This window comes from Ruegeria sp. AA6 (genome assembly GCF_056542865.1).
Window position 1 is genome coordinate 280,626 of sequence record NZ_JBQGAN010000001.1, and the last position, 22,436, is coordinate 303,061.

The 22,436-nt window shown below is 54.2% G+C and carries 17 protein-coding genes; 8 read left to right on the forward strand and 9 right to left on the reverse strand.

Translation table 11 applies throughout. The features are described from left to right. Nucleotides 1–180: 180 nt before the first annotated feature. The 6 genes from ACR0LN_RS01290 to ACR0LN_RS01315 all read right to left on the reverse strand — a co-directional run bounded on the left by ACR0LN_RS01290 (nt 181) and on the right by ACR0LN_RS01315 (nt 10,240). Nucleotides 181–5,325 carry a RecQ family ATP-dependent DNA helicase gene (locus tag ACR0LN_RS01290; protein WP_480427191.1) on the reverse strand — a complete coding sequence of 1,715 codons (5,145 nt, stop codon included), beginning with the start codon at nt 5,323–5,325 and terminating at the stop codon, nt 181–183. 549 nt (nt 5,326–5,874) lie between these two features. Continuing rightward, nucleotides 5,875–6,516, reverse strand: coding sequence for a hypothetical protein (locus ACR0LN_RS01295; protein ID WP_480427192.1), 642 nt, complete (start codon nt 6,514–6,516; stop codon nt 5,875–5,877). Between the two features lie 11 nt (nt 6,517–6,527). After that, nucleotides 6,528–7,706, reverse strand: a complete 1,179-nt coding sequence (locus tag ACR0LN_RS01300) for a tyrosine-type recombinase/integrase (RefSeq protein WP_480427194.1) — start codon at nt 7,704–7,706, stop codon at nt 6,528–6,530. Nucleotides 7,707–8,225: 519 nt separating this feature from the next. Beyond that, nucleotides 8,226–9,113, reverse strand: a complete 888-nt coding sequence (locus ACR0LN_RS01305) for an AIPR family protein (protein WP_480427680.1) — start codon at nt 9,111–9,113, stop codon at nt 8,226–8,228. A 9-nt stretch (nt 9,114–9,122) separates the two neighbouring features. After that, nucleotides 9,123–9,902 carry a hypothetical protein gene (locus tag ACR0LN_RS01310; RefSeq protein ID WP_480427196.1) on the reverse strand — a complete coding sequence of 260 codons (780 nt, stop codon included), beginning with the start codon at nt 9,900–9,902 and terminating at the stop codon, nt 9,123–9,125. Nucleotides 9,903–10,084: 182 nt separating this feature from the next. After that, nucleotides 10,085–10,240: a hypothetical protein gene (locus tag ACR0LN_RS01315; RefSeq protein ID WP_480427199.1), complete on the reverse strand. Its 156-nt coding sequence runs from the start codon at nt 10,238–10,240 to the stop codon at nt 10,085–10,087. Nucleotides 10,241–10,289: 49 nt separating this feature from the next. Between ACR0LN_RS01315 and ACR0LN_RS01320 the strand changes: the two genes are divergently transcribed. From ACR0LN_RS01320 to ACR0LN_RS01340, 5 genes are all read left to right on the forward strand, one after another. Further along, nucleotides 10,290–11,273: a glycosyltransferase family 2 protein gene (locus ACR0LN_RS01320; protein WP_480427201.1), complete on the forward strand. Its 984-nt coding sequence runs from the start codon at nt 10,290–10,292 to the stop codon at nt 11,271–11,273. Between the two features lie 5 nt (nt 11,274–11,278). After that, the gene (locus ACR0LN_RS01325) at nt 11,279–12,220 is read left to right on the forward strand and encodes a hypothetical protein (RefSeq protein ID WP_480427203.1); all 942 of its coding nucleotides are present in this window, start codon (nt 11,279–11,281) and stop codon (nt 12,218–12,220) included. Beyond that, a complete protein-coding gene (locus tag ACR0LN_RS01330) occupies nt 12,217–14,214 on the forward strand; it encodes a tetratricopeptide repeat protein (protein WP_480427205.1) in 1,998 nt (665 codons plus the stop codon). The genes ACR0LN_RS01325 and ACR0LN_RS01330 overlap by 4 nt, the downstream gene beginning before the upstream one ends. A 169-nt stretch (nt 14,215–14,383) precedes the next feature. Further along, nucleotides 14,384–15,382, forward strand: a complete 999-nt coding sequence (locus ACR0LN_RS01335) for a glycosyltransferase family 2 protein (RefSeq protein WP_480427206.1) — start codon at nt 14,384–14,386, stop codon at nt 15,380–15,382. A 31-nt stretch (nt 15,383–15,413) separates the two neighbouring features. Continuing rightward, nucleotides 15,414–16,397, forward strand: coding sequence for a hypothetical protein (locus ACR0LN_RS01340; RefSeq protein WP_480427208.1), 984 nt, complete (start codon nt 15,414–15,416; stop codon nt 16,395–16,397). 3 nt (nt 16,398–16,400) lie between these two features. Here the strand turns inward: ACR0LN_RS01340 and ACR0LN_RS01345 are convergent, their stop codons facing one another. Continuing rightward, nucleotides 16,401–16,706, reverse strand: coding sequence for a DUF6476 family protein (locus ACR0LN_RS01345; protein ID WP_480427209.1), 306 nt, complete (start codon nt 16,704–16,706; stop codon nt 16,401–16,403). On the opposite strand from ACR0LN_RS01345, the gene ACR0LN_RS01350 reads away from it, so the two are divergent. Further along, complete coding sequence (locus ACR0LN_RS01350; protein ID WP_480427210.1) at nt 16,705–17,739, forward strand: RluA family pseudouridine synthase; 1,035 nt, start codon at nt 16,705–16,707, stop codon at nt 17,737–17,739. The genes ACR0LN_RS01345 and ACR0LN_RS01350 overlap by 2 nt on opposite strands. A gap of 145 nt (nt 17,740–17,884) precedes the next feature. Then, nucleotides 17,885–18,781, forward strand: coding sequence for an RNA polymerase sigma factor RpoH (rpoH, locus tag ACR0LN_RS01355; RefSeq protein ID WP_480427211.1), 897 nt, complete (start codon nt 17,885–17,887; stop codon nt 18,779–18,781). 56 nt (nt 18,782–18,837) lie between these two features. Here the strand turns inward: rpoH and ACR0LN_RS01360 are convergent, their stop codons facing one another. Together ACR0LN_RS01360 and ACR0LN_RS01365 are read right to left on the reverse strand one after the other, a co-directional pair. Next, nucleotides 18,838–19,905 carry a fasciclin domain-containing protein gene (locus tag ACR0LN_RS01360; protein WP_480427212.1) on the reverse strand — a complete coding sequence of 356 codons (1,068 nt, stop codon included), beginning with the start codon at nt 19,903–19,905 and terminating at the stop codon, nt 18,838–18,840. A gap of 201 nt (nt 19,906–20,106) precedes the next feature. Then, nucleotides 20,107–21,285 carry a dipeptidase gene (locus tag ACR0LN_RS01365; RefSeq protein WP_480427215.1) on the reverse strand — a complete coding sequence of 393 codons (1,179 nt, stop codon included), beginning with the start codon at nt 21,283–21,285 and terminating at the stop codon, nt 20,107–20,109. 144 nt (nt 21,286–21,429) lie between these two features. Here ACR0LN_RS01365 and ACR0LN_RS01370 point away from each other — a divergent pair, with 144 nt between their 5' ends. Further along, nucleotides 21,430–22,404 (forward strand): Gfo/Idh/MocA family protein, encoded by a 975-nt coding sequence (locus tag ACR0LN_RS01370; protein WP_480427216.1) that lies wholly within the window; start codon nt 21,430–21,432, stop codon nt 22,402–22,404. Nucleotides 22,405–22,436: the final 32 nt, after the last annotated feature.

Here is a 22,436-nt window from a genome sequence, read left to right on the forward strand (position 1 = left end):
CGGACATCCGTGCGCGTTGCAGCATTCGTTAAATTGGGCTCGAAGGAGACCTTCGCCGTAATTTGGTACGATGACGGCTCAGCGGACGAAAGCTGCCGACAAGTCAGTTTGTTGGGATGTGTGATAATGGCCCCGAGCAGTTCTTTAATGCAAGCGCAACGATCGACAGCTTGACCGACTTTACTTGCCGTCCTGATGCTCTCCGAAGACCGACTCAGTCCCTTTGACCTCTTCGAATATCAGTTCAGGCACCACGACTTCCCAATTCGCGCGTTTCATCAGGTGATGAAAACGCTCATCAGCATCCTCCTTACGCCAATTTATGATGGCCGCGATCTCGCCTGTGACAAATTTCGTGCCCATCGGGGGAGCGAATGCTTTTGCCATCCTCCCGAGGGCCCGCCCTTGAAGATCCTCGATCTGCCAGCGATCTCCGACACAGGAGAGTCTGACTGGTGCGCCGACCTGCGCTTCAGCGATCGCCTGGTGAACGATGTGCCGATCACCTTGGCGGCCTGCAAATGACAAGTCGACCATCTTCATTTCGGGCGACTGAAAGAACCGTCTTGGGCCGGGGGCTGTCGCCAAGTTGGGCACCACGTGCCGCGCGACGACGGAAGGCGACTCGGTGGGAAGGTATTCATGGTTGTCGTTGCTCATGACGATCAAATTGCGCCGCGCACGTGTCAAGGCGACATAGAATAAGCGCCTCGGCGCGTCTTGATCTTCGTTTCGCGAGGGCCGTTCCCAACCGCCATCCAGGATCACGACATCGTCGAATTCGAGGCCTTTCGCGCGATGCGCCGTCAACAATTTGAGGCCACGCTGCTCGCCCCATGAGTCTTTCGACCATTCAGCAAACCATTCAATCACGTCAGGGCACGGGAGCGCTTTGCCATCAACTTCACGCGCAAGTTGGCCAAGTCCCTCGCCGATCCGGTCAGTCCAACGGCTTGATGGTATAGTGTTCAGGGTTTCGGTAAGATCGCTCAAGCTGACCAAAGGTGCGTGCCTCTCGCGTAGGCCGTCGATGAAACTCCGCATCTCACGGGTGCGCCAGACACTTGGCAAGTTTTCGTTCGCCATTTCGACAGGAATTCCATGCGCCTCGGCAAAATCACGGACCGGCAGAAGCTTGCGCCAATCACGAGAAATGATTGCCGCCCCCTTCCAACTCCAATCCGGGATCAGTTTTGAAAGGCGGATCAATTCGTCTACCGCCGCAAGGGCCTGAGCGTCATTTCCAGCCGGGCAGCCAAGGATTTGGACCCGCCCCTGCGCAACCGGGTCGAGGCTTTCCATGATCCCCCCGGCCGGGTCCTTTTGCCTCGATTTGTCGACTGTAATCCCATGGCCTGTTTTCATACGTTCCCGTGACCCTTCGATCACGGCGTTCGCCGCACTGATGACGTTCTTCGACGAGCGGTAATTGTCGGTCAGAAAGACCGGCTTGGCTGAATAATCCTGTTCAAACTGCCGAATGTGGCGCACCGATGCGCCAGCAAACGCATAGATATTCTGGTCGTCATCGCCGACCGCGAACAGGCTGATCCGTTGATCGGGGTCGTCGATACTGCGACCGGCCACCGCTGCGATCAAGGCGTATTCCTCGGGCCCAACGTCCTGATATTCGTCCACGAGAATCCATCGGAACCCTTGGATCAAGGTTTCTCGCAAGGCTTCGGCTTCGATTTTGTCTAGCCCGTCGCCACGCAAGAGACGTGCCGCATCGATCAGAAGCGTCTCGAAATCAGGTTCATCGGCCGTTTCCCGTCCGGCGAAGCTCGCGCCAATCAACCGCATGGCTAAGGCATGGATGGTCAAGACGGTCACAAAGCGAGCATCTTCGCCAATCAGCAGACGCAAGCGTTCCCGGATCTCGGCGGCCGCGTGACGATTGTAGGCGAGCACCAGTATACCGTTTGGATCTTCGCGCTTGATCCGGACCAGATAAGCGACGCGATGGACCAGCACGCGTGTCTTGCCCGACCCCGGCCCCGCGAGGACAAGGACATTGGTCTGTTCGCGGTCGTCACGCACGATCTGCTCTTGTGTCGAATTCCCCAGATTGTCGACGATCTCGGCGTAAGACTGAGGCGTTGCCTGCCGTCTGAACTCCGAAATTTTCCCTGGCATCCAAGTTTTCATGAAGTCGGACTGATCCATTGCGAAATAGTCATGCGCGAGCCGCTGGGCCTGATCGATATCGTCGATACCTTTGCCCGCATATGCCGCCATCACGTGGGTCTGGATGGTTTGTTCGGTGTAGTGGTCTTCGAGCGGCGCGAAATGCTGGGTGGTAAAAGCGCCACCCTTCTGATTGATGTGCAACGTCATGGCCGAGCGGAACACGGACAAACCCTTGCCCAGAGTTACCACCTGCTGTTCGTGCAACCACAGAAGCGCCCGGTCCATCAGCTTTGCAGGGTCATTGACAGATGTCCGCAAAAACGCATCGCTGTTGATTGCTGCAAGAAGGTCGCCAAGCGTGGTCTCGACGGGAACGTCTTTCCCACGCAGGCCAGCCTGAACCTTGTTGATCAAGAATGAAACCAATCGCTCTGCGGCTTGCCTGCGAAGCTGAGCGGTCTGTTCGATTGTCCCCCATGATCTTTGCATTCGCACCATTACACTGCCTTTAGACACCTTGCGCAGGCCAATATTGCCTTTGCCGCCATCCATGTCGCGGCCATCCTGCGCAATCCCACGGAGCAAACCCTCGACAATATCGGGCCGCACGGAGACGTGTCCCCGCTCCCGCAGGGCCTGCGCCACTGAGGCCAGATGGCAGGGCACAGCCTCATTGATGTCCGCGTCTGGTGTGTTCTCTCTAAGGATCGCAACCAGGTCAGCTTCCAACTGAGACGCCGCTTGGAATCGTTTCGACGAGGCATTCTCGACGCGCACATGCACGAAGATGGTGATGTTTGTATCATCCTTTGCAATCCCGAAGGCCTCGAGATCCGCCAAAGCTTTGCGAACGCCCGACAACGTCAGCCCACTAACCCCGCAGAGCTCGTCCGTGGTGATGCCTTCTTCCTGTGGCGCGTTGATGATATGCTGCACGATGGCGGCCAGATCCTCGCGCCGCCGCTCGGTGATTTCAGCGGATGCAAGGATTTCGCGGACCTCCTTCATGCTCCTTACTCGGAGCGAGGCGGGGAACACCTGAACCCGGTTTTCTTCGCGGTTCAGAAGGTGTGCTTCTTCCAGCCAGGAGACGGCCGTCTTCACCCGCGTATCGTCGGTATTGCTGTCCCGCTGGAAATCTCGCTCTTTCTCCTCATGAACGATCTCACCGGGTGTGGCGACTATTTCACTGCCTTTTCCGGTCCGAGCATCAAGACGTCGAAGCGCCTTCAGGATGGCGCCAATTTCGTGCCGCGCAAGTCGAGAGCGCGCGCTGAGACTGAACTGACGATCTACATCTTCGGTATTGAACAACAAGACGCAGTTTGCAGGTTCGCGATCCCGCCCAGCGCGACCCGCCTCTTGCAGGTAGTTTTCCAGCGAACCCGGCACGTCTCCGTGAACCACCAGACGGATGTCAGGCTTGTCGACCCCCATCCCAAAGGCGTTGGTGGCTGCAATCACGCGCAGATTGCCGACTCGGAAGTCCTCCTGAATTTTATGCTTGTCGTCGGCGCTTAGGCCCGCGTGATAACGTTCAGCGGCGATGCCCTGTTGTTTCAAGAGCTCCGCCACGCGTTCGGTAGCGTTTCGGGTAGCACAGTAGACGACTGCCCCAGACACGCCCTCGCGCGGAAGCTGGGCCTCGATAGTGTCGAGGATATCGGTCATTTTGGTTGCCCGCTGCGTTGGTAGCACCTGGAAGCTCAGATTCGACCGCGATGCGCCACCGTCGATTAACGCCAGTTCGGCCCCCAACCGCTCTTTGAAATGACTGCGGATGTCCTGCACGACGTCCGGCTTTGCAGTTGCGGTCAAGCAAAGAACCTGAGCCGGTTCGCCGCCTGAGCTTTCCTTGATAAACCGCGAAACGTAGCGATAGTCGGGTCGGAAATCGTGACCCCACTTAGACACGCAGTGCGCCTCGTCCAGCACCCACAGCCCCACCTCTCGCTGTGCCAGAACGGACCTAACTGTAGTGCTGCGCAGTTGTTCGGGTGAAATCAAAAGGATCGCAGCATCCCCAAGCCGCACCTTGTCGAGCGCATCCTGACGCTCGGGCAAGGACAACAACCCGTTAATCGTAACCGCCGAAGAAATTCCGGCCCTCACCAAGCCCTGAACTTGGTCCGCCATCAGCGCCACAAGCGGCGAAATAACGACGGTCAGGGCCCCGGTCTTGTCGAACCGAGACAACGCGGGGATCTGATAGCAGATTGATTTACCCGTGCCCGTCGGCAGGATGCCCAATAGGTTGTCTCCTTCCATGGCCGTCGCGACGATCTTTTCTTGAAGCGGGCGACCGTCATTGTCGGCTGGTTCCGGGCGGAAACCTGGAAAGCCGAACCAGCGTTCGAGAGCACGGGTGGGATTATTGTGCTCTGCGCAATAGGTACAGTGCGGATCACGACAATTCGTATCTCTCAGGTCTTTGACGAGCCGTGCTGCGTCACGGAATTGCGCTCGTACCCAAGGCGGCATAACAGAATCCCCACCAGCGACCGAAATCCAGGCGAGGGCATATGCCATAGGCCAACCGAGCCCAGTGTCCGAGAGCCGCTCGAGCAGAGCGTCCACTTGCTTGCCGCAGGCCACGTCTTTTAGCAGCGCCTGAATGGCCTCGTGCGCCTCCTCTTCCGTCGGGATGGACGCCCCGCGCACGTCGCTGAACAACCGATCAAATCCGACGCTACTGGGACCTCGGCAGCACAGCCAGTGATAGGCGATCACCGTTTCTGGCGACAACGTGTTCAGCGTTACGAAGGCTTCGATCTGGTTGCGAAGAACCTCGAATACAAGACGCGCGTCGAGCTCGGGATCGTTGACGTGACCACTTTGAAGCCGCCCATCGCGGTAGTGTTTGACCAAATAATGATAGGGATTGCGCGGGAACGCCAAGGGGTTGAGCCACAGCGTATCAATCGGTCCGTCCGCGAGCTTTGCGAAGCGCGGTGAGACCGCCAAGAGATGCGGCAGGTCGTGGCGCAGAATATTGTGCCCAATGACATGTGCGAAACCGGCGCAAAACAAGTCGAGCTTTTCAAGCGCGGTCTTCGGGTCACCTTTCCGATGAATAATCCCCACTCCATCGCCTTCCGGCACGGCTGCAAAGGCAAATAACTTGGCTTCCTTGGGATCGATCTCCAGATCAATCGACAGACAGCGCGACAGGATTTCGGATTGTTCCCGCGGCATTTGAATACTCTTAATTCCCGGCCTAATAGCCTCAGGCTTTTCAAGTGGCTGTTGTTTGCCACGGCCAAGGGCCTTCGATATGCCGCGGGAAATTAAGTTTTTCATATTCGCAAGTTAATATTTATTCCAAAGGAGCGGAAGCTTCGGCGGCCATTTGACAAAAAATGTTGTCCCGTTGCCATGCCAGGTTTGCGGGGCGCAGCTAATGTCTTTTTCTTCGGGTTTCAAAATCTTCCTATCCGGAACCAACAGCCAGTCGACAACATAATCGGCACCTTATTGCGAGACCTGAGCTGGCAGGATCCAAACAGGCCTGTTGATCAAAGTCTGCTTGTTCCCCAGCTCGTCGTTCCTTTGCGAAAGCAACGAACTTCCGGTGCCCGCCCTGAGCGACCGCGGCGCTCGTCATCTCATTCGTCTTTTGGGCTCGAAGCCGCCGTTCGTTGCATAGTGTAATCAGGTCCGGTTATGGGAGATGAATAGAACTTGATCGACTATTGCTATCAGAACTGTGGAATGAATAGCCCAGAACTTCCGTTGTGATATACCTCATTTTTGCAGGTACTTCTGCTTCCAATACTTGTAGCGATTCCTATTGGCGTCTTTGTCTCTTTCGGGGTCGCCGGTGCAAGCGCCTAGCCCTTGGTCGAGCGCAAGCCGAGCCGCTTCCGAGGTATTGAACCCTTCCGCTTCAACTTTCTGATGCATAAAGTCGATTAGTGCGTCTGTGTCGCGCCTTTTACTATTTTCACCTCCTGTTTTTCGGGACTTTTGCTGCCCTTTTTCTCTCCTGATGTCCGTCAAGAAGCGATAGCGCAACTCCTTCTCCTTGTGCATCCGGCCAAGCCTGATGCACATGTTTGTCAATCGGACAAAACTCTCATCCTCGGTATCGAAGCCCATACTTTTGGCCGAGGCCATCACCTCGGAGGCTAGCGCCATGATCCCACTGTTGAACGCGCTTTGTGTAAGTGAAGGGTGTTCATCTACACTCACTTTTTCCTCAACTTCACCGACAGGTTTAGAAGCCTCTTGAATAATGGATTTGAGGCTGACGGCCTTAAATTGTCGCGACAACTCTGTTGGGTCTGGTGCTGATCCGAAAGGGGGTATGCTGACAATAACCCTTGAACTTTCGGACATTTCGTCCTGAGCGATAATGACCCGCTCAACCCGGCTTTTTTTGTTCATTGCATCTCTCTTCATCGGACGACCAGATTCACAATGTCCGTATTCTCACCGATCACGTGTTGCGCCCAGCGCTCCATGAGAACACGGCGCTGTTCAAGGAAGTCTGTTCTCCGATAGGTGCGTTCTACTTTGCTACCAGTCTCGTGGGCTAGGGCCATTTCTGCGACCTCGCGCGGCGTATCGGTTGCCTCCGCGCACCATGTCCGGAAGCTGGATCGGAACCCGTGGGGACGTGCTTCCAACCCTTGACGTTCCATCAGGCGGGACATCGTAGCATCAGAAATGACGCCTTGGCGGACATTGGGAAAAAGGTAGCCGTCTTTTTCGAAAGCCGAGGCTTGTTCAATGATGCGCTGGGCTTCACTGGAAAGGGGCACATGAAATTCTTTTCCGGTCTTCATCTTGTCTGCTGGTATAACCCATGTTTCGCCGTGCAGTTCGTCCAGATGAATGAACCGAAGCGGCTTGGAGCGCACAGCAGTTAGGATTAGTAACCGAAATGCGAGATGTGTGACCGATCCATCCTCAAGGCTTTCATAGAATGCGGGTACGTCAATCCAAGGCATAGCAGGAATGTGCTTGCGTACCTGACGGGATTTTCCGAGCAGGGCTTTCGCCTTCATCGTGGCTTGCAGGTCAACATCTAGCCCCATCGCTGCCCCGTGCCGGAAAACGATGCCCAAACGGTCCATCGCCTTTTTCGCGGTCTCACCTTTGGAATGCCAGATAGGGGCGAGGGCGTTTTTTATGTCCTGTTGGTCAATCTCTTCAATCGGCACATTCCCGAGTTTGGGAAGGACATGCAGTTCCAGCGGCGAGAACCAACGCCCGGCCTTGCCGTCACCTTTTAGTTCGGCCTGACGAGCGGCGAATGCTTCTTTCGCCACCACGCTCAAAGTGTGATCGGCCTTGGCCGCTTCCCGACGTATCCGTTCGCGTTCTTTGATTGGGTCTTTTCCCTGACGGGCGACGGCTCTCCATTTTTCAGCCTCCTCGCGTGCTTCTTTCAGTGAGACGACGGACAAAGCCCCCAAGCCCATCTCTCTACGACGCCCGTGGACATGAACCCGAAGGAACCACTTGCCGCCATCGCCATCTTTTTTGTGCAACCAGAGGCCCCCGCCGTCCGAGTATTTGCCGGGTTGGGCATTCTTGACCTGCAATGATGATAGCTTGTTGAGTGCTGGCATCGGCCCACCCTTTGGTCCACCTTCTATTGTGAGACACAGTGAACCATCCTGAAACGAATGGAAACTACATTTTCATTTTTTGCAGTGGTTTAGTAGAATACTTGAGGCAACCTGAAACGGCCAGAAATATGCTTGTTCAAGTCTTCAATGCATCTCGACCGCACCAAATCATGTAAGTTATTGATTTTAAATAATAAAAACAGTTACTTGCAAAGTGACGTCTAAGAAAAATGACTGAAAATTCAACGATTTCATCGATCGTTACGCATAAATTACGCACAGTTTACGCATCGATTACGCACAACTTGAACAGTGCATTTTGCCTCTGTTGATTGCAAGCAGGCCGCCATTTGGTTCTTTGCTGAGACCAAATATCTATACAGAATTCGAACTAGAACCATAGGCCCTGAGCTGTCATTGCCGTCCGAACTAGTTGCTGCGGTCGCATTCGGCTTGTGACTGCACAAATCCGTCAAACCCATTTGTGCGTGTTTTTCTATTGGAGAAGGCGCGGTATCGCTATCCAACAGCTTTGGTAACCCGGTCTTTCGTTCTCGCGTCCTTAAAGAACCGGTTAGACGAGAAGCTCGCATCCTGTTTTTTTTCATGTTCATACAAGGACGAAACCAGCTCGATTGCCTCGTTCAACTTGTCGCTGGAAGTGTCGTAATCCCACAGGTCAATTCCATCACGACTACAAATCTGACGGATTGCAAATAGTGCGTGAAACGATCCGTCTATGATTGACATTTCCCCTGCAGCAAGCGGCAACTTCTCCCGGATTTTCTTGCGCACCTCTTTCTTTTTTTCGGCTAAAAGTTTCGCCAGTCTGAAAGATGTGAGTAGTTTGGGCGCGGTAAGGTCCTCAGCGAACACAGTGTCATAAAGATCGCCGAACACACGTCCACGGTCCTTTTTCGCGGTTTCAGGCAGACCTATACCGAGTGCTAGATACGCCTGCCCAGCCGTCAACGCGTCGACCCGCTTGGATGCTGATTTGTCAGCGTGCTGTCCAGCCTTGCGTTCGTAGTAGTAGTCAAGGTCCGCAAAAGCTTCTTCGAACTGCCTCTGTTGTCGATCATTTGAGCGCAGATCGCGAACGTTAATCGGTGTCTGGCTGTTTGTGGTTTCGGCGATAGACAGTTTCACGTCTTCCGACGAGGTTTCAATGATCCGGACAAGTAAGATGACATCCTCGACCTTACTCCTGTCCTCCTTTGCTGCCTCGAAAAGGCAGTTAGATGTTTGGCCACCGTTTACGATCTGAACATTTGTGAGTTTGATCTTTGGAGATCTACGGCTCGGTCCAATATCAACCTTATCGCAAGTCATGGTTATACCATTGTTTTGATACCAAAACATGTGGTTTTCTTCCGATAAAGCCGACTCAATTATTCGACGGTTAATTCGGTTGCGTCATTTCAGGTAGACACGAACATTCTGATCGAAGATGCCGGCTTCGACTTGATCGGGGTCATCCTCAGATTGGATCGCATCAACTATATCTAGAGCGGCAACAGAGCAAACTACACCTCGCAGGTTCTGATCCGTCCGGTCAAAGAAGTTGGTGTCAATTGCGGTAATCTCTCTAACTAATGACGGCGCTCTCTTTTCTAGAAAGAAATCGGACAGCGCATCCAAATCGTGCATTCTGAACTCTATGGCTTTGTACCTAGAGAACGCCGTCTGGACTCTCTTCATTTCCGTCTCAATCAGAGGTGCCGTGTTTCCTACAAAATGAACTGTAATTGATGCGTTTGCTTCATTCAGCACATCAAGCGCATCAGATATCTTAGCCTTCAAAAGATCATTGGTGCTTTCAAGTGCGTCAGTATCGTGCCCAGTAAGGTCGGTAACGAAGCTTATCAGCTTATCAATCTCTGAACTCGGGAAGTTATTTTTCGATTTTTCGAATTCCCGGACACATTTTGTCTGAAAAATATGGATATCATTCTTTGTGTCTCGATCGTCGATGTACAAAGCGTCGGCACCGCGGTCGTTGCCGCCGTCGGTTATTGCGTCTATTGCCTCGTCGAGATCAATTTCCATAATTTCCGAAACTGCTACGGCGGTCAGAGCCTTTGGTCTGTCTAGTTCATCATTTTCAGCAATTGTGGAAGCGATTTTGTGGTCTAGCGCATTCCAGTCAAACATATTTGCCAATGGCTTGTCCTCTTTCAATGCTGGTTTTGTCATGATGAAAGTTTTGGGAAGCAGTAGCCATATTCCACCAGTTTGCAAAGACTACTAGCTGCAATTTGCTGACGTTCGCGTTGCTCGGTGCTGCGAACGCAGAAAACGGTAGTGCAATGGCCTACTATTCCCTACTTTGTGGTTCAATATGTTCGCTATAAGTTCTAAGTTGAGCTACGCAAAAATTACGCAAAACCCAAATAAACATCTGAAAATAAACAAAAAAGATTCATCTCGACCGCGCCATTCTCAACCAGTAATTCAGGATTCTGACCGCGCTCGGGGCGATTTGCATCAGTTTGTGCCGGATCGTCGGTATCGCTATTTCCTGTCTCGCCCATGCCCGCCGGGTTGTGTATGACGAGAGACAACGCAAGTCGGGAAGTGTTTATGTCTCAGGCCATTACCGTATTCACCACGATGAAGAACGAAGGCCCTTATATGTTGGAGTGGGTCGCATTTCACAAGACACTTGGCGTCGATCACTTTGTAATTTTTACCAACGACTGTGACGATGGTACCGATGATATCGCCCGCAGATTGCAGGAGATGGGGCTAGTCACCCATGTCTCGAACGAGGTGAAAGAGGGCGGCAATCCGCAGCATCAGATGCTTCGCCGCGCGCGACGTCAGCCAAAGGTGAAAGAGGCTGACTGGCTGTTATGTCTGGACGTCGACGAATTCTGGAATATCCGCCATGGCGACAACAGTTTTGGCGCCCTGATCGACGAAGTTGAACGCCGGGCGGGGCAGCAAGTTGATGCCATTTCATTCGCTTGGAAGCTGTTTGGAAGCTCTGGAAACATCAGTTTCGAAGACAGGCCCGTGACCGAAGCTTTCGCGATGGGGGATCAGGAATTCCCGTATCATTCGGGCCGGGCTTACGGTTTGAAAACGCTATTTCGCAACAATGGCAAATTCACCCGCTTTGGCCCCCACCGTCCGAAGGGGATCGAAGAGGGCAAAGAAAGCGAGATTGCTTGGTCCGACGCTGGCGGTAAGTTGTTCCCGACGAAAAAAGTCGGCTGGCGCGCCTGGCGAGGGTTCGACCATTCCCTTGGACGTTTGCATCACTATTCGGTGCGGTCTCTGGATGGGTTTCTGATCAAGCGTGATCGGGGGCGGACCAATCATATCAAGGTAGATCAGGGGCAGTCTTATTGGCAGGATATGAACGCCAACAAAGAGACTGATCAATCGATTCAGCCGATTGCGCAGCGCGCGGCACCTTTGCTGGCAGAACTGAAGGCGGACAAAAAACTTGGTGACTTGCACGCGCAGGCTTGTGACTGGCACCGGGCCAAGATTGCCGAAATAAAGATGCGCCCGGATTGGGTGGATTTTCGGATGTGGCTGGCGGATAATCTCATCTGAGGAACATGGCAGACGACCTTTCGAAAGAGCAGCTGAAACCTGAACACCCCGACCGCAAGACGGGGTATGAGCGTATTCTGACGGATCCCGCTCCGCCTTGGTTTGTGGAACTTTATCCCGGCGGTGATGGTTCAGGTTTCCTGCAAAAGCTTGAACGGCATTCGGTTTTGTTCCACCAGCGCTCGGCGTCGCAACTGGTCGTGAGTTTCGACAACATTGCCAACGCCAATGATTTGTCTTTTGCGCGTGAGCCGTGGGGATGGAAATTTTTTCGGGACGAGGGTTGGTCTCATATGGGTGTCTTCGCACGGACCAAGGCATGGTACCGCGATCCCGAGATTATCTCGTATTTCCAGAACCGCGCTGCCGAAGGTTTTTTTGAGCAGTTCGATCTAGTTGTCTTTGCAGGCGCTTCGATGGGCGGATTTGGCGCGTTAACTTTTTCCGAATTGGTGCCCGGCGCGAATGTGATTGCCTTCAATCCACAAACTACGCTGGACGAACGCCTGGTGCCTTGGGAAAGCCGCTACCGTTTTGGTCGGGTGCAAGATTGGGATCTGCCGCTGAGTGACGCGGCGCAGACGGTGAAACAGGCGGGCAGAGCTTATGTCTTTTACGATCCGTTCTTTGACCTCGACCGTCGACAAGTGACGAGGCTTCAGGGCGAGAACGTGGTCTTGCTCAAGACATGGTTTTCGAACCACTTTGCGGCCCCGATGCTGCGCAAGTTGGATATTCTGAAACCAGTAATGCAAAAGGCCATGAACGGGTCACTTGAGAAAGATGAATTCTATAGCATGATGCGCGCCCGTCGCCGTCTTCCAATGATCATGCGCGCGATTGAGGCGCAGGCAGAGGAGCGCCACCCCCAATTGGTGCAGCAAGCCCGCCGACGGTTCCGGGTGCTGCGCCGTGCGGCGCTGGCTGAGACCAAGGGGGCGTCATGACGTCAGCAAAAGGGGTGTTCATCGGCCAGCGCAAGGACCGAATGGGCGCGCGCTTGTTGATGATGCTGACCTGCATCCGACTGGCTGAAGATTATGGCACAACCTACAAGGTGAACTGGTTCCCGCAGGGGGCGGATGCTCCGGAATTGGACAATCCGCAGGAGTTGTTTGCGCAAGACTGGATGGACGCGCATTTCCTAAGCGGCCAAGAATTTGATGAGCTCAACAAAAACGCACTGCCGATCTGGTCTTTTCAGCGCGACCAGACGCCGGATCGCCTGCTTACGCACCTTGAGGCGGGGCGCTCGGTTCTGGTTGAAGAAGGGTTCGAAGTTCTGGCTTTTCCCTGGGAAGATATCGAGAAGATCGGGCCAAGATACAGGGAGTTCATTCACCAAATCGGGTTCACGCAAGAAATCCGAATCGTCATGGATCAAGCAGATGCCAAGCTTTCCGGGCAAGGAGTGTCGGCCTACCACATTCGGCGCGGCGACATTTTGAACGGGTTGCCATGGAAGCATACGACCTGGCCCGCCAAGATAGAACCCGAAGAATTGTACGAAGCGCATCTTGAGAAATCCGCGGGGAAAACGGCGATTATGTTTTCCGATCAGCCAGAACTGATCGCCCGTTTCCAAAAAAAATATCCACAACTGTTACAGATGTCGGACATTGCGGATGTGTCCGGCATGGCAAGGGCGAAGCGCGACTTTCTCGAGCTTTACGCAATGTCACGGGCCGATCAGGTGATAGCGCCAGTCATCTCGGCGTTTTCTATGGCGGCCGCGCGTATTTCAGGCGAGGAACGCCTATTGTTTCGGTATGTGCTTAGCGATGAAGAACGTACCAATGCAAACGAGCTTACGATTACAAGGCTAAAAAAAGGACCAAACGAGTTTCTAAGCGTGTCCGAAGCGGCGCATATCTATTCCAAAGTGCTGTTTCAGATGTACGCATGGAACGCTGACGACCGGGCGCAAGAAGCTTGCGATCTCGGCGCTCAGTTGTTGGATGCCGGGGCTAACAATGCGTTTTTGCCGCGCCTTCAGGCATTGAACCTTTTTTATCTGGGTCATTGGAAAGAAGCCCTGGAACTGACTGAGGGCGCTCTGAAAGATCCCAATGTCTGGCCAGAAGATTATGCCGCGCTGTGTGCATTGAAGAGCGCGATATTCGGTCAATCCAATAAACGTTGGCGGGCGGCTCAGGCGTTTTCTCAGGCGATTTGGGCGAAACCCCTCAGGCCCGATGTTGTCGTTTTGTGTTCACGGACCTTGTATCGTGACCAGCTATCTTTGCGTTTGCTTCCACCGACGGACTGGGCGCTTCAGAAGGCTATTCGTCGCCCTTGGTACAGTTTCAATTCTTACATCGCCCAGAGACGTGTGGTGACGCGCATACCGTGTAATTTCGATATGCTATTGTTGGATTGGTGGGATTTGTCGCTTGATCAAAAAGCGCGTCGTCTTACTGGAAATACCCAACGTTTAGAGATGTTGGTTTGGGGATTGGACAGGCAAACCAATATCAATGCCGAAGACCCAAGTGTCGTAGGGTTTTCTGCACTGCTTCGGATGCATATGGGGCAGATTTCGCGGTCAAAAGCTATCGACTCTACCCGGTATGTGCTCCGGCAAAGTCCGGATAATCCGCTTTACCATAAAAGATTGGCCGAACTGTACGAGGTGGAGGGGGAGACCGCCCGCGCGCGCCTAACTATGGCCGATGCTCTTGCTTGTGATCCTGATAACCCATTTCTGGTTTTCGCAATGGGTCGTTTTCTCGAGCGCATAGGGGCCGTTGAGCAAGGTGAAAACCAAATCCTACGCGCAGCTGAGCTGGATGATACGACCGTTTCGATCCAGGGGCTTGCCGGGCAGATTTACCTGAGACGTGGACAGAAGGAGAATGCGCGAAACAAGCTGTCAAAGGCCCATGAACTTTACCCGACCTACAAGCGGTTTAAAAACCAATTAAAGCGTGCAGAACGGTGAAATCAAATCTTTGTTGCAAGCATTAGTCCAGTATTCATAGTGGGTTCGGAGCCGAGAAAAGAAAAAGTTTCGACTGGTTTTGGGCTTGGTTGTACGAACCTGTGCATTTAGGTTGCGTCGGTAAGTTCAAGGCGACTTTTGCGCCATAAGAGTTAAGAGGCAGTAGGCTATGGCTGAGCAGGATGCGCGTTTTATCAGCGTGACGCCTATGAAGAACGAAGGCCCTTTTGTTCTTGAGTGGGTTGCCCATAACCGCGCGATTGGCGTGGATCAGATGGTTGTTTTTACCAATGACTGTACGGACGGGACCCATGAGCTGCTGCAGAGACTTGATGCCAGGGGTGTTCTGACCCACGTCGACAATAATTCGCGTCAGCAATCCAGTCCGCAAAAGCGGGCTTACAAAAAGTTCCTGAAAATGGAAATCGCACGCCCGGAGGACTGGGTCATTGTGATAGATGCCGACGAACACATTAACATCAAGACAGGTGACAATACTCTGCGCGCGCTGACTGATGCGATTCCAGATGCCAGGACGATCTCTATGACATGGCGCCTTTTCGGAAATGCAGGTGTTATCCGGTATGAAGATCGGTTTTTGTCTGATCAGTTTCGCATGGCTGCGCGCGAGCAAACACGTCGCCCACCGCAGGCGTGGGGGTTCAAGACAATGTTTCAGCGCGGGCTATGGGATAGATTAGGTGTCCACAGGCCTCATCGTGCGACTGTTGAAACCATGGAAGATTGCCATTGGTACAACGGATCAGGGCAATTAATGCCTGAGCGGTACTTCACCAAAAGCTGGCGATCAGCGCAGGATTCAGTTGGGTATGATCTGGTGCAGGTCAATCACTATGCCCTGAAATCCTGCGAAAGCTATCTGGTCAAAAAAATGCGTGGGCGGGCACACCATTTGGGTGAAAGCCTTGGCATGGAATACTGGAACATGATGAACCAAAACGCTGAGGAAGATCGCTCGATCGACGTCGTTCTCGACCGCAAGCGCGAGTACTACTACGAAATGTTGTCAGACACGGAAACCGCACGATTGCACCATATGACCTGTGATCTGCACCGGCAAAAGATTGCCGAATTACGTGAACAGCCTGAAATGCAGGAACTCATGCAACAGATGACAGCGGAATTTGCGGCAAGCCATTCAGCATGAGCGTGATGAATTCTGAATTGGGGGGCATCTGATGCTTTGGCTGCATATGGGTATGCCCAAGACCGGCACCACCGCTCTGCAGGGTTATGTGCGTCAGAACAAGGCTCCGCTGGCAGATGTCGGATTACATTATATGGAGGCCGGCCGCCGTCGGCTGGAAGGCAGCGGACGGCCCGCGATCAGTCACAACATCATCGCCTTTTACATGAACCAGAGTGACGGCCCGATGGACCCGTTCCGCGTGTTGATGGCCGAAGAATATGAGGCGCACCGGGAACAGACCTGTCTGGTGTCCTCTGAAATGTTCTATTCATGCGATCTGAAGAAGCTGGCGCAAGTTTTTGCAGAGATCCGTTCGCGCGAGCTAAAAATCACTTTCTATTGCCGCAGGTATTCGGATTTTTTCGAGGCTGACTACAAGCAGCGGGCCAAGAATGGGCGACTGGGTGTCGGTGCTTCGGAGTATGTCGGCGACAGGCTGGCGAAGATCAAGGCCAACCCTGCGATGCTGTCTTATGCGGCCAAATTGGACCAAATCCGGCAAGCCTTTCCCGGAGTGACAGTCATGCCGCTGCTCTATGACCGGTCGCAAATGGTGGAAGGGCATGTTGTTGATGATTTTATGTCGCGCATTGGTGTGCCGCTGCCTGAAGGCGGTGTGGTCGACCGGCCTTCGAACCCATCGCAATCGCGCGCTGCCAGCGAAGCCTTTGGCATCGTTTCGCGTGCAATGGGGCGCAAGGAAAGCAGGCGGCTGCGTCGGCGTGTTGTCGATCACCCGGTGATGGTAAGGAAATACGATGTTCTGGAACCAGATGAACGTGAATGGCTGGATAACTACATTGCCAAGGAGGATATTGCTTTTCAAAAGGAATTCTTCCCCGACCGTCCCCAGCTGTTCCATCCGGTTGAGTTGAGCGAAAACGATCAGAAGTTCCGACGAGACGCGTCCGAGGAATATGACTCCTTGCGCCAAGCTTCGGAAATCGTGTTTCGCATGGCATTGGAAAGCTAGGCGTCAGGGCTCGACGTTGATTTCCTGACGCTGGCGGCCCGTTGTCTTGTCGAAGATCAGAATGCGGTTGTCATCCGTCACGACCGCATACCAATTGCTGCCGATGGTCACGGCCTGCGCTTTCGCACCGTCGGGCAGTTCGATCTGATCGGGCAGGGTGGGGGTTCTGTCTGATAGGCGGATGACAATCAGTGCGAATGTCACTAGAACCCCGCCAATCATCACCGCGGTCAGCAGCATGACCATTCTGCGCAGCAGGCGAAGCTGCGGCGTTTCCTGCGGTTCTTGGGGTTCGGAAGGGACAGTCATGGGCACCCGCCAGATTGAATTTCAGATCGCGGCCGATCCGCCGCAACGCCTTGATAAGGCGCTTTCGCGGGATGTGCCAGCCGAGGAGAGCCTGTCGCGCACGCGGCTGTCCAAGCTGATCGAGGAAGGTGCCGTTATAGTCAATGGAGCTGAGATGCGCGACCCAAAAGCCAAAGTGGCCGAGGGCGCATCCGTGGCGATTACCGTAGCCGAGGCAGAAGACAGCCATATCGGCCCCGAGGACATCCCACTGGAGGTGGTCTTTGAGGATGCCGATCTGATCGTCATCAACAAGCCCGCGGGTATGGTTGTGCATCCCGCGCCGGGATCGCCGAACGGGACGCTGGTCAATGCGCTGCTGCATCACTGCGGAGACGACTTGTCTGGGGTGGGGGGGGTGAAGCGCCCTGGAATCGTGCACCGCATTGATAAGGAAACCAGCGGTCTGTTGGTTGTTGCCAAATCGGATGCGGCGCATCACGGGCTGGCGGCTCAGTTCGAGGCGCATACTGTCGAGCGGTATTACCGCGCGATTTGTTACGGCGTGCCAGATGCGAATGATCCCCGTTTGCGAGGGGTGAAAGGCGTGAGTTTTGAGCCCGGCAATATCATGCGCCTGACAACGCAACTTGCACGGCACAAAACCGATCGGCAGCGACAGGCGGTTCTGTTCCATGGCGGACGCCATGCAGTGACGCGGGCGCGCGTGGTCGAGACCTTTGGCGCTCCGGCAGGGTTGGCGTTAGTCGAATGTTGGCTGGAAACCGGTCGTACACACCAGATACGCGTTCACATGGCACATGCCGGGCACGGTTTAGTGGGTGATCCGGTATACGGAGGGAAGCGCAAGCTGGCTGCCAAGGCGTTCAGCGCGGCAACCGCCGAAGCCGTACGTGCTTTTCCGCGGCAGGCGCTTCACGCCGCTGTTTTGGGGTTTGAACACCCGGTGACGGGCGAAAACCTGCGGTTTGAGGCCGATTTACCGCAAGACATGGAAAATCTGATTGAACAGTTGCGCGCGCCGCTGACATAATACGCAAAGTTACGTGAATAACATTTTCTTAGGTTTCCTTTATCTGTCGTTAATTCCAAACTGTTAACGGTACCTCTTGAACGGATTGGGAAGGCATCCCATATCCATGTTAACGAATTAAACATTTGTCGGAGGGACATGAATCATGGCAAATTACGCAAATCTCCCCGCGCCGACGCCGGAAGGCGGACTGAACCGCTATATGCAGGAAATCCGCAAGTTTCCGCTGCTGGAACCGGAAGAAGAATACATGCTCGCCAAGCGTTGGGTGGAAGAGCAAGACACTGAAGCGGCTCATAAAATGGTTACCTCGCACCTGCGGTTGGCGGCCAAGATCGCCATGGGCTACCGTGGCTATGGATTGCCGCAGGCCGAGGTGATTTCCGAGGCCAATGTGGGCCTGATGCAGGCGGTCAAACGGTTTGACCCTGAAAAGGGTTTCCGTCTGGCGACCTATGCGATGTGGTGGATCCGCGCTTCGATCCAGGAATACATCCTGCGGTCATGGTCTTTAGTGAAACTGGGCACGACTTCGGCGCAGAAAAAGCTGTTTTTCAACCTGCGCAAGGCCAAGGCCCGCATCGGTGCATTGGAAGAGGGCGACTTGCGTCCCGAGAACGTCGCGCAGATCGCCAATGACCTGGGCGTGACCGAGGAAGAAGTCATTAGCATGAACCGCCGTATGTCCGGTGGCGATGCCTCGCTGAACGCGACCGTTGGGTCCGAAGGCGAAGGCACCATGCAATGGCAGGACTGGCTTGAGGATGAAGACGCTGATCAGGCGGGTGATTACGAAGCCCGCGACGAGTTGGACGCCCGGCGCGAACTTCTGGCGGCTGCTTTGGACGTCCTGAATGATCGGGAAAAGGACATCCTGACCCAGCGCCGCCTTATGGATCAGCCTGTTACGCTGGAAGAGTTGAGCACGCAGTACAATGTCAGCCGCGAGCGTATTCGCCAGATCGAGGTGCGTGCGTTCGAAAAACTGCAGAAGAAAATGCGCGAGCTGGCGCGTGAAAAAGGCATGTTGGCCGCTAGCTGAGGCCATTGAAAAACGCGAAGCAACCCGCCAGTGTTGGCGGGTTGATTTTGACTTAGTCAGAAAACAAAGTCGTCCTCTGAAAGCTGCCATGGGCGCACACCCAGCAGGATTATTGTATCGCCATCGTCCAGTTCGACTTTGGACCGCCAGAACCCGCCGGAGATATCGTCCTTGATGTCTTCGAAATCATCGATGCCGTCATATTCGGAAAGGGCGATCTTGTCTTTTCCAATCCGGAAATCTAGGACGAGGTCATCTCCATCACCCTTTTCAAAGACGAAGGTGTCAGTTCCCCAACCGCCCTTCAGCAGGTCGTGACCGGCTCCGCCGTCAATAATATCTGCGCCTCCGCCGCCAAATATGCGGTCGTTGCCTTCGTCTCCGCGAACGGTGTCGTGACCCCAGCTGCCGAAAATCACATCATTGCCTTCGCCACCGAGAACAACATCGTTGCCGGAACCGGCTCCGATCACATCGTGCCCTTTGCCACCGTCAACAAAATCGTTGCCACGACCGGTAAAGAAGCGTTCGTTTGAATCGTCACCGATGATGAAGTCCGTATTCTTCTGGCCAAGAATGCCAGATACCGATACCGGAAGTAGAACGCCATCCAGAACATGAATAATCCCGTTGGAAGCATCAACGTCAAACCCCACCAGACCGGGGTCTGGAATGTTGGGATCGGCATCTTCCAGACTTGGTGGATCGCTCAGAAGGTCAAGTTTCACCGAAGAACCCAGAAGGGTCTCGATTTCGGCGGCGTCACCTAAGCCTACCACTGCGTCTTTCGTGAATTCACCACTAACCACATGGTATTTCAGGATATTGCTCAAAAGCGGGATCGGGTCACCACCGCCCAAAAGAGTCAGCGCTTTAAGGATGTGGTTGAGCGCACCGGCTTCGTCAGAGCCTTCAAAACCCAGTGCACCCGCCAAGTTCACGAAAGCCGAGTCTTTGGGGGCGAAAACAGTAAGTTCTGCTTCCGGATTGTCCAAAACTCCTGAGAGCCCAGCGGCAATGACCGCTTCGCGCAAGATGTCGAAATCCTCACCGTTCATGTCAAACGTGCCCGGAGCACCACTCCTGTCAATAACGGTACCGGTAATCGTCAGTAAATCTGGCATAAGTCTAAATCTCCCACCCAGGTTGACGCCTTGGAAGTGGTAACTGCTGTCTCGGCAGCTTCCCGTTCGGCGTTAAAATTCATACGGGGAGGAAATGAAAACGGATCACGGAAATTGAATTCCTTGGTGCGAAAGCGGCGCGCTGGATTTTGGCGTTTGCGAAAGAAACATTCTAAAACAACGGGGTATGCTTCTTTTTCACTAGTTCAATCGTTGCTGAAAAACCCGAACCATGTTCTCGCCCATGACTTTACGTATCTGCTTTTCCTTCAATCCTTGATCCAGCAAGGCGGATGTCAACGCGGCTAACTCTGACGTGTCAAACGCGGTTTCGACCGAGCCGTCATAGTCTGATCCCAACGAGACGTGATCCTCACCCACGGTCTCAACAGCTGCCTTGATCATCTTGGCGATCCCTGCGGGGGATATGTCCCCGCAAGTTACATCAGCCCAATAACCCATGCCGATTACACCGCCCGTCGCTGCTATGGCTTGCATCAAATCATCCGGGTAATTGCGTTTCACCGGGCAGAATCCGTGTAGTCCGCTATGGCTGACGATAAGGGGTACATCGGTCATCTCGATGACTTCCCAGGCAACTTGCGGGCTGGAATGCGCCAGATCGATAACGACCGGTCGCTGGCTCAGTTCTGTTACAACCTGATGGCCGAAGTCAGACAACCCATTGCCGTCGAACCCATGCAAAGAGCCACCCAGTTTATTGTCGAAAAAGTGGTGCAGTCCAAAGACGCGGTGCCCAGCATTGAACAAAGTGTCCAGATTGCTCAGATCACCTTCCAGAGCGTGCGCACCCTCGATACCAAGGATGCCGCCGACCACAGGCAGACCCGCTGCGCGTGCGGCAAGAACGGCGTCCAAATCGGCGCGGGACTTGACGACCTTTAGGCGACCATCCGAAGCGGCCTCGAAGTGATGCAACTTTTCAGCCTGGTAAACGGCACGTTCCTTCAAGCTGTCCCACGTACGCAGTGGCCACAGTTGTCCGATCGCCAAAAGGGTAATGTTGTCAAAGGCCTCAGCCGAGTTCGCCTCATAGTTCTGCCCAGCCGGGGATTTGGTGACTGCGGTAAATACCTGTAGGGCCACATTGCCTTCGATCAGGCGCGGGATATCGACCTGACCGCGTGTGCCGCGCTCCGTCAGGTCGCGGCTCCAGAGCAAGGGATCCGCGTGCAGGTCACCCACGATTAGGGTTTCGTGGAGAGCGGCCGCGTCGTCCGTGACTTCGTACGGATCGTGATCAATCACGCTGTTGCGCCCCGCCTCGATATAGGGCGGTAAAAATCCGAAAAACACAACCGCGCCTGAGACGAGTACGAAAAGAGTGAGCCCTCCGACCCATTTTAGAAATCTGCGCATCCCCATTCCCCCTTAGTTGATGGCTGCAGATTACTGGGGCACCCTACATAGAAAAGACTGACTTAACGTCGTTTGCTTGTTAGAAATGCGGCGTTAGCGATAACAGCTGGATTCGTCGCGGTTTCGAAAATGTCGGAGAGGAATATGCACAAACCCGTACAATGGGGCGTTCTGGGCGCTGCCAAGTTCGCACGTCAACATATGGCACCTGCAATTCACGCCGCCAACGGTGCGCAACTTGCCGGACTGGCGACCTCAAGTGCGGCCAAAGCTGAACCGTTTCAGGCCTTTTGTCATGATCTTACAGTCTATGACAGCTATGAGGCGATGCTGGCAGACCCCCAGATCGAAGCCGTCTACATCCCGTTGCCCAACCATTTGCATGTGGAGTGGAGCCTCAAGGCGCTGGAGGCTGGAAAACACGTGCTGTGCGAAAAACCGATGGCGATGACAGCGTCTGAATTTGAATCTCTTATTCGGAAACGCGATGAGACCGGGTTGCTGGCGGCAGAGGCGTATATGATCGTCCATCATCCGCAGTGGCAATTGGTACGAAAGCTGATTGCGGATGGGGCCATTGGCAAACTGGTGCATGTGACCGGCGCCTTCAGCTTTGACAATCGTGCCGATACCGAGAACATCCGTAACCGGGCAGAAACAGGAGGCGGAGGGCTGCGGGACATCGGCGTTTACGTTATCGGCGGTGCGCGCTTTGCGACAGGGCAAGAGCCGGTTGAGGTGCAATCTACAATCCGATGGGAAGACGGAATCGACACTTTCACAGAAATTCGCGCGCAATTCCCGGACTTTACTTATTCAAGCTATGTCTCAATTCGCATGCACCCGCATCAGGAGATGGTCTTCCACGGCGAGGGCGGTGTGATCCGCCTGACCGCACCGTTCAACGCGCGGGTCTTTGGCGAGGCACGGGTGGAACTGCACCAGCCAGGCTTGGCGGTGCAGGTCACACGGTTCCCGAGCGACGACCACTACAAGCTTCAGGTCGAGGCATTTTGTCGTTCGGTGCGCGAAGGGGCGGAGTATCCATGCCCGCTGGAGTTCTCGCGTGGAACGCAACAGATGATCGACCGGGTTCTGGAAGGGGCCGTATCCCTTTGACTTGCCACGCCTGGCGCGCCTCGGCTAATCTG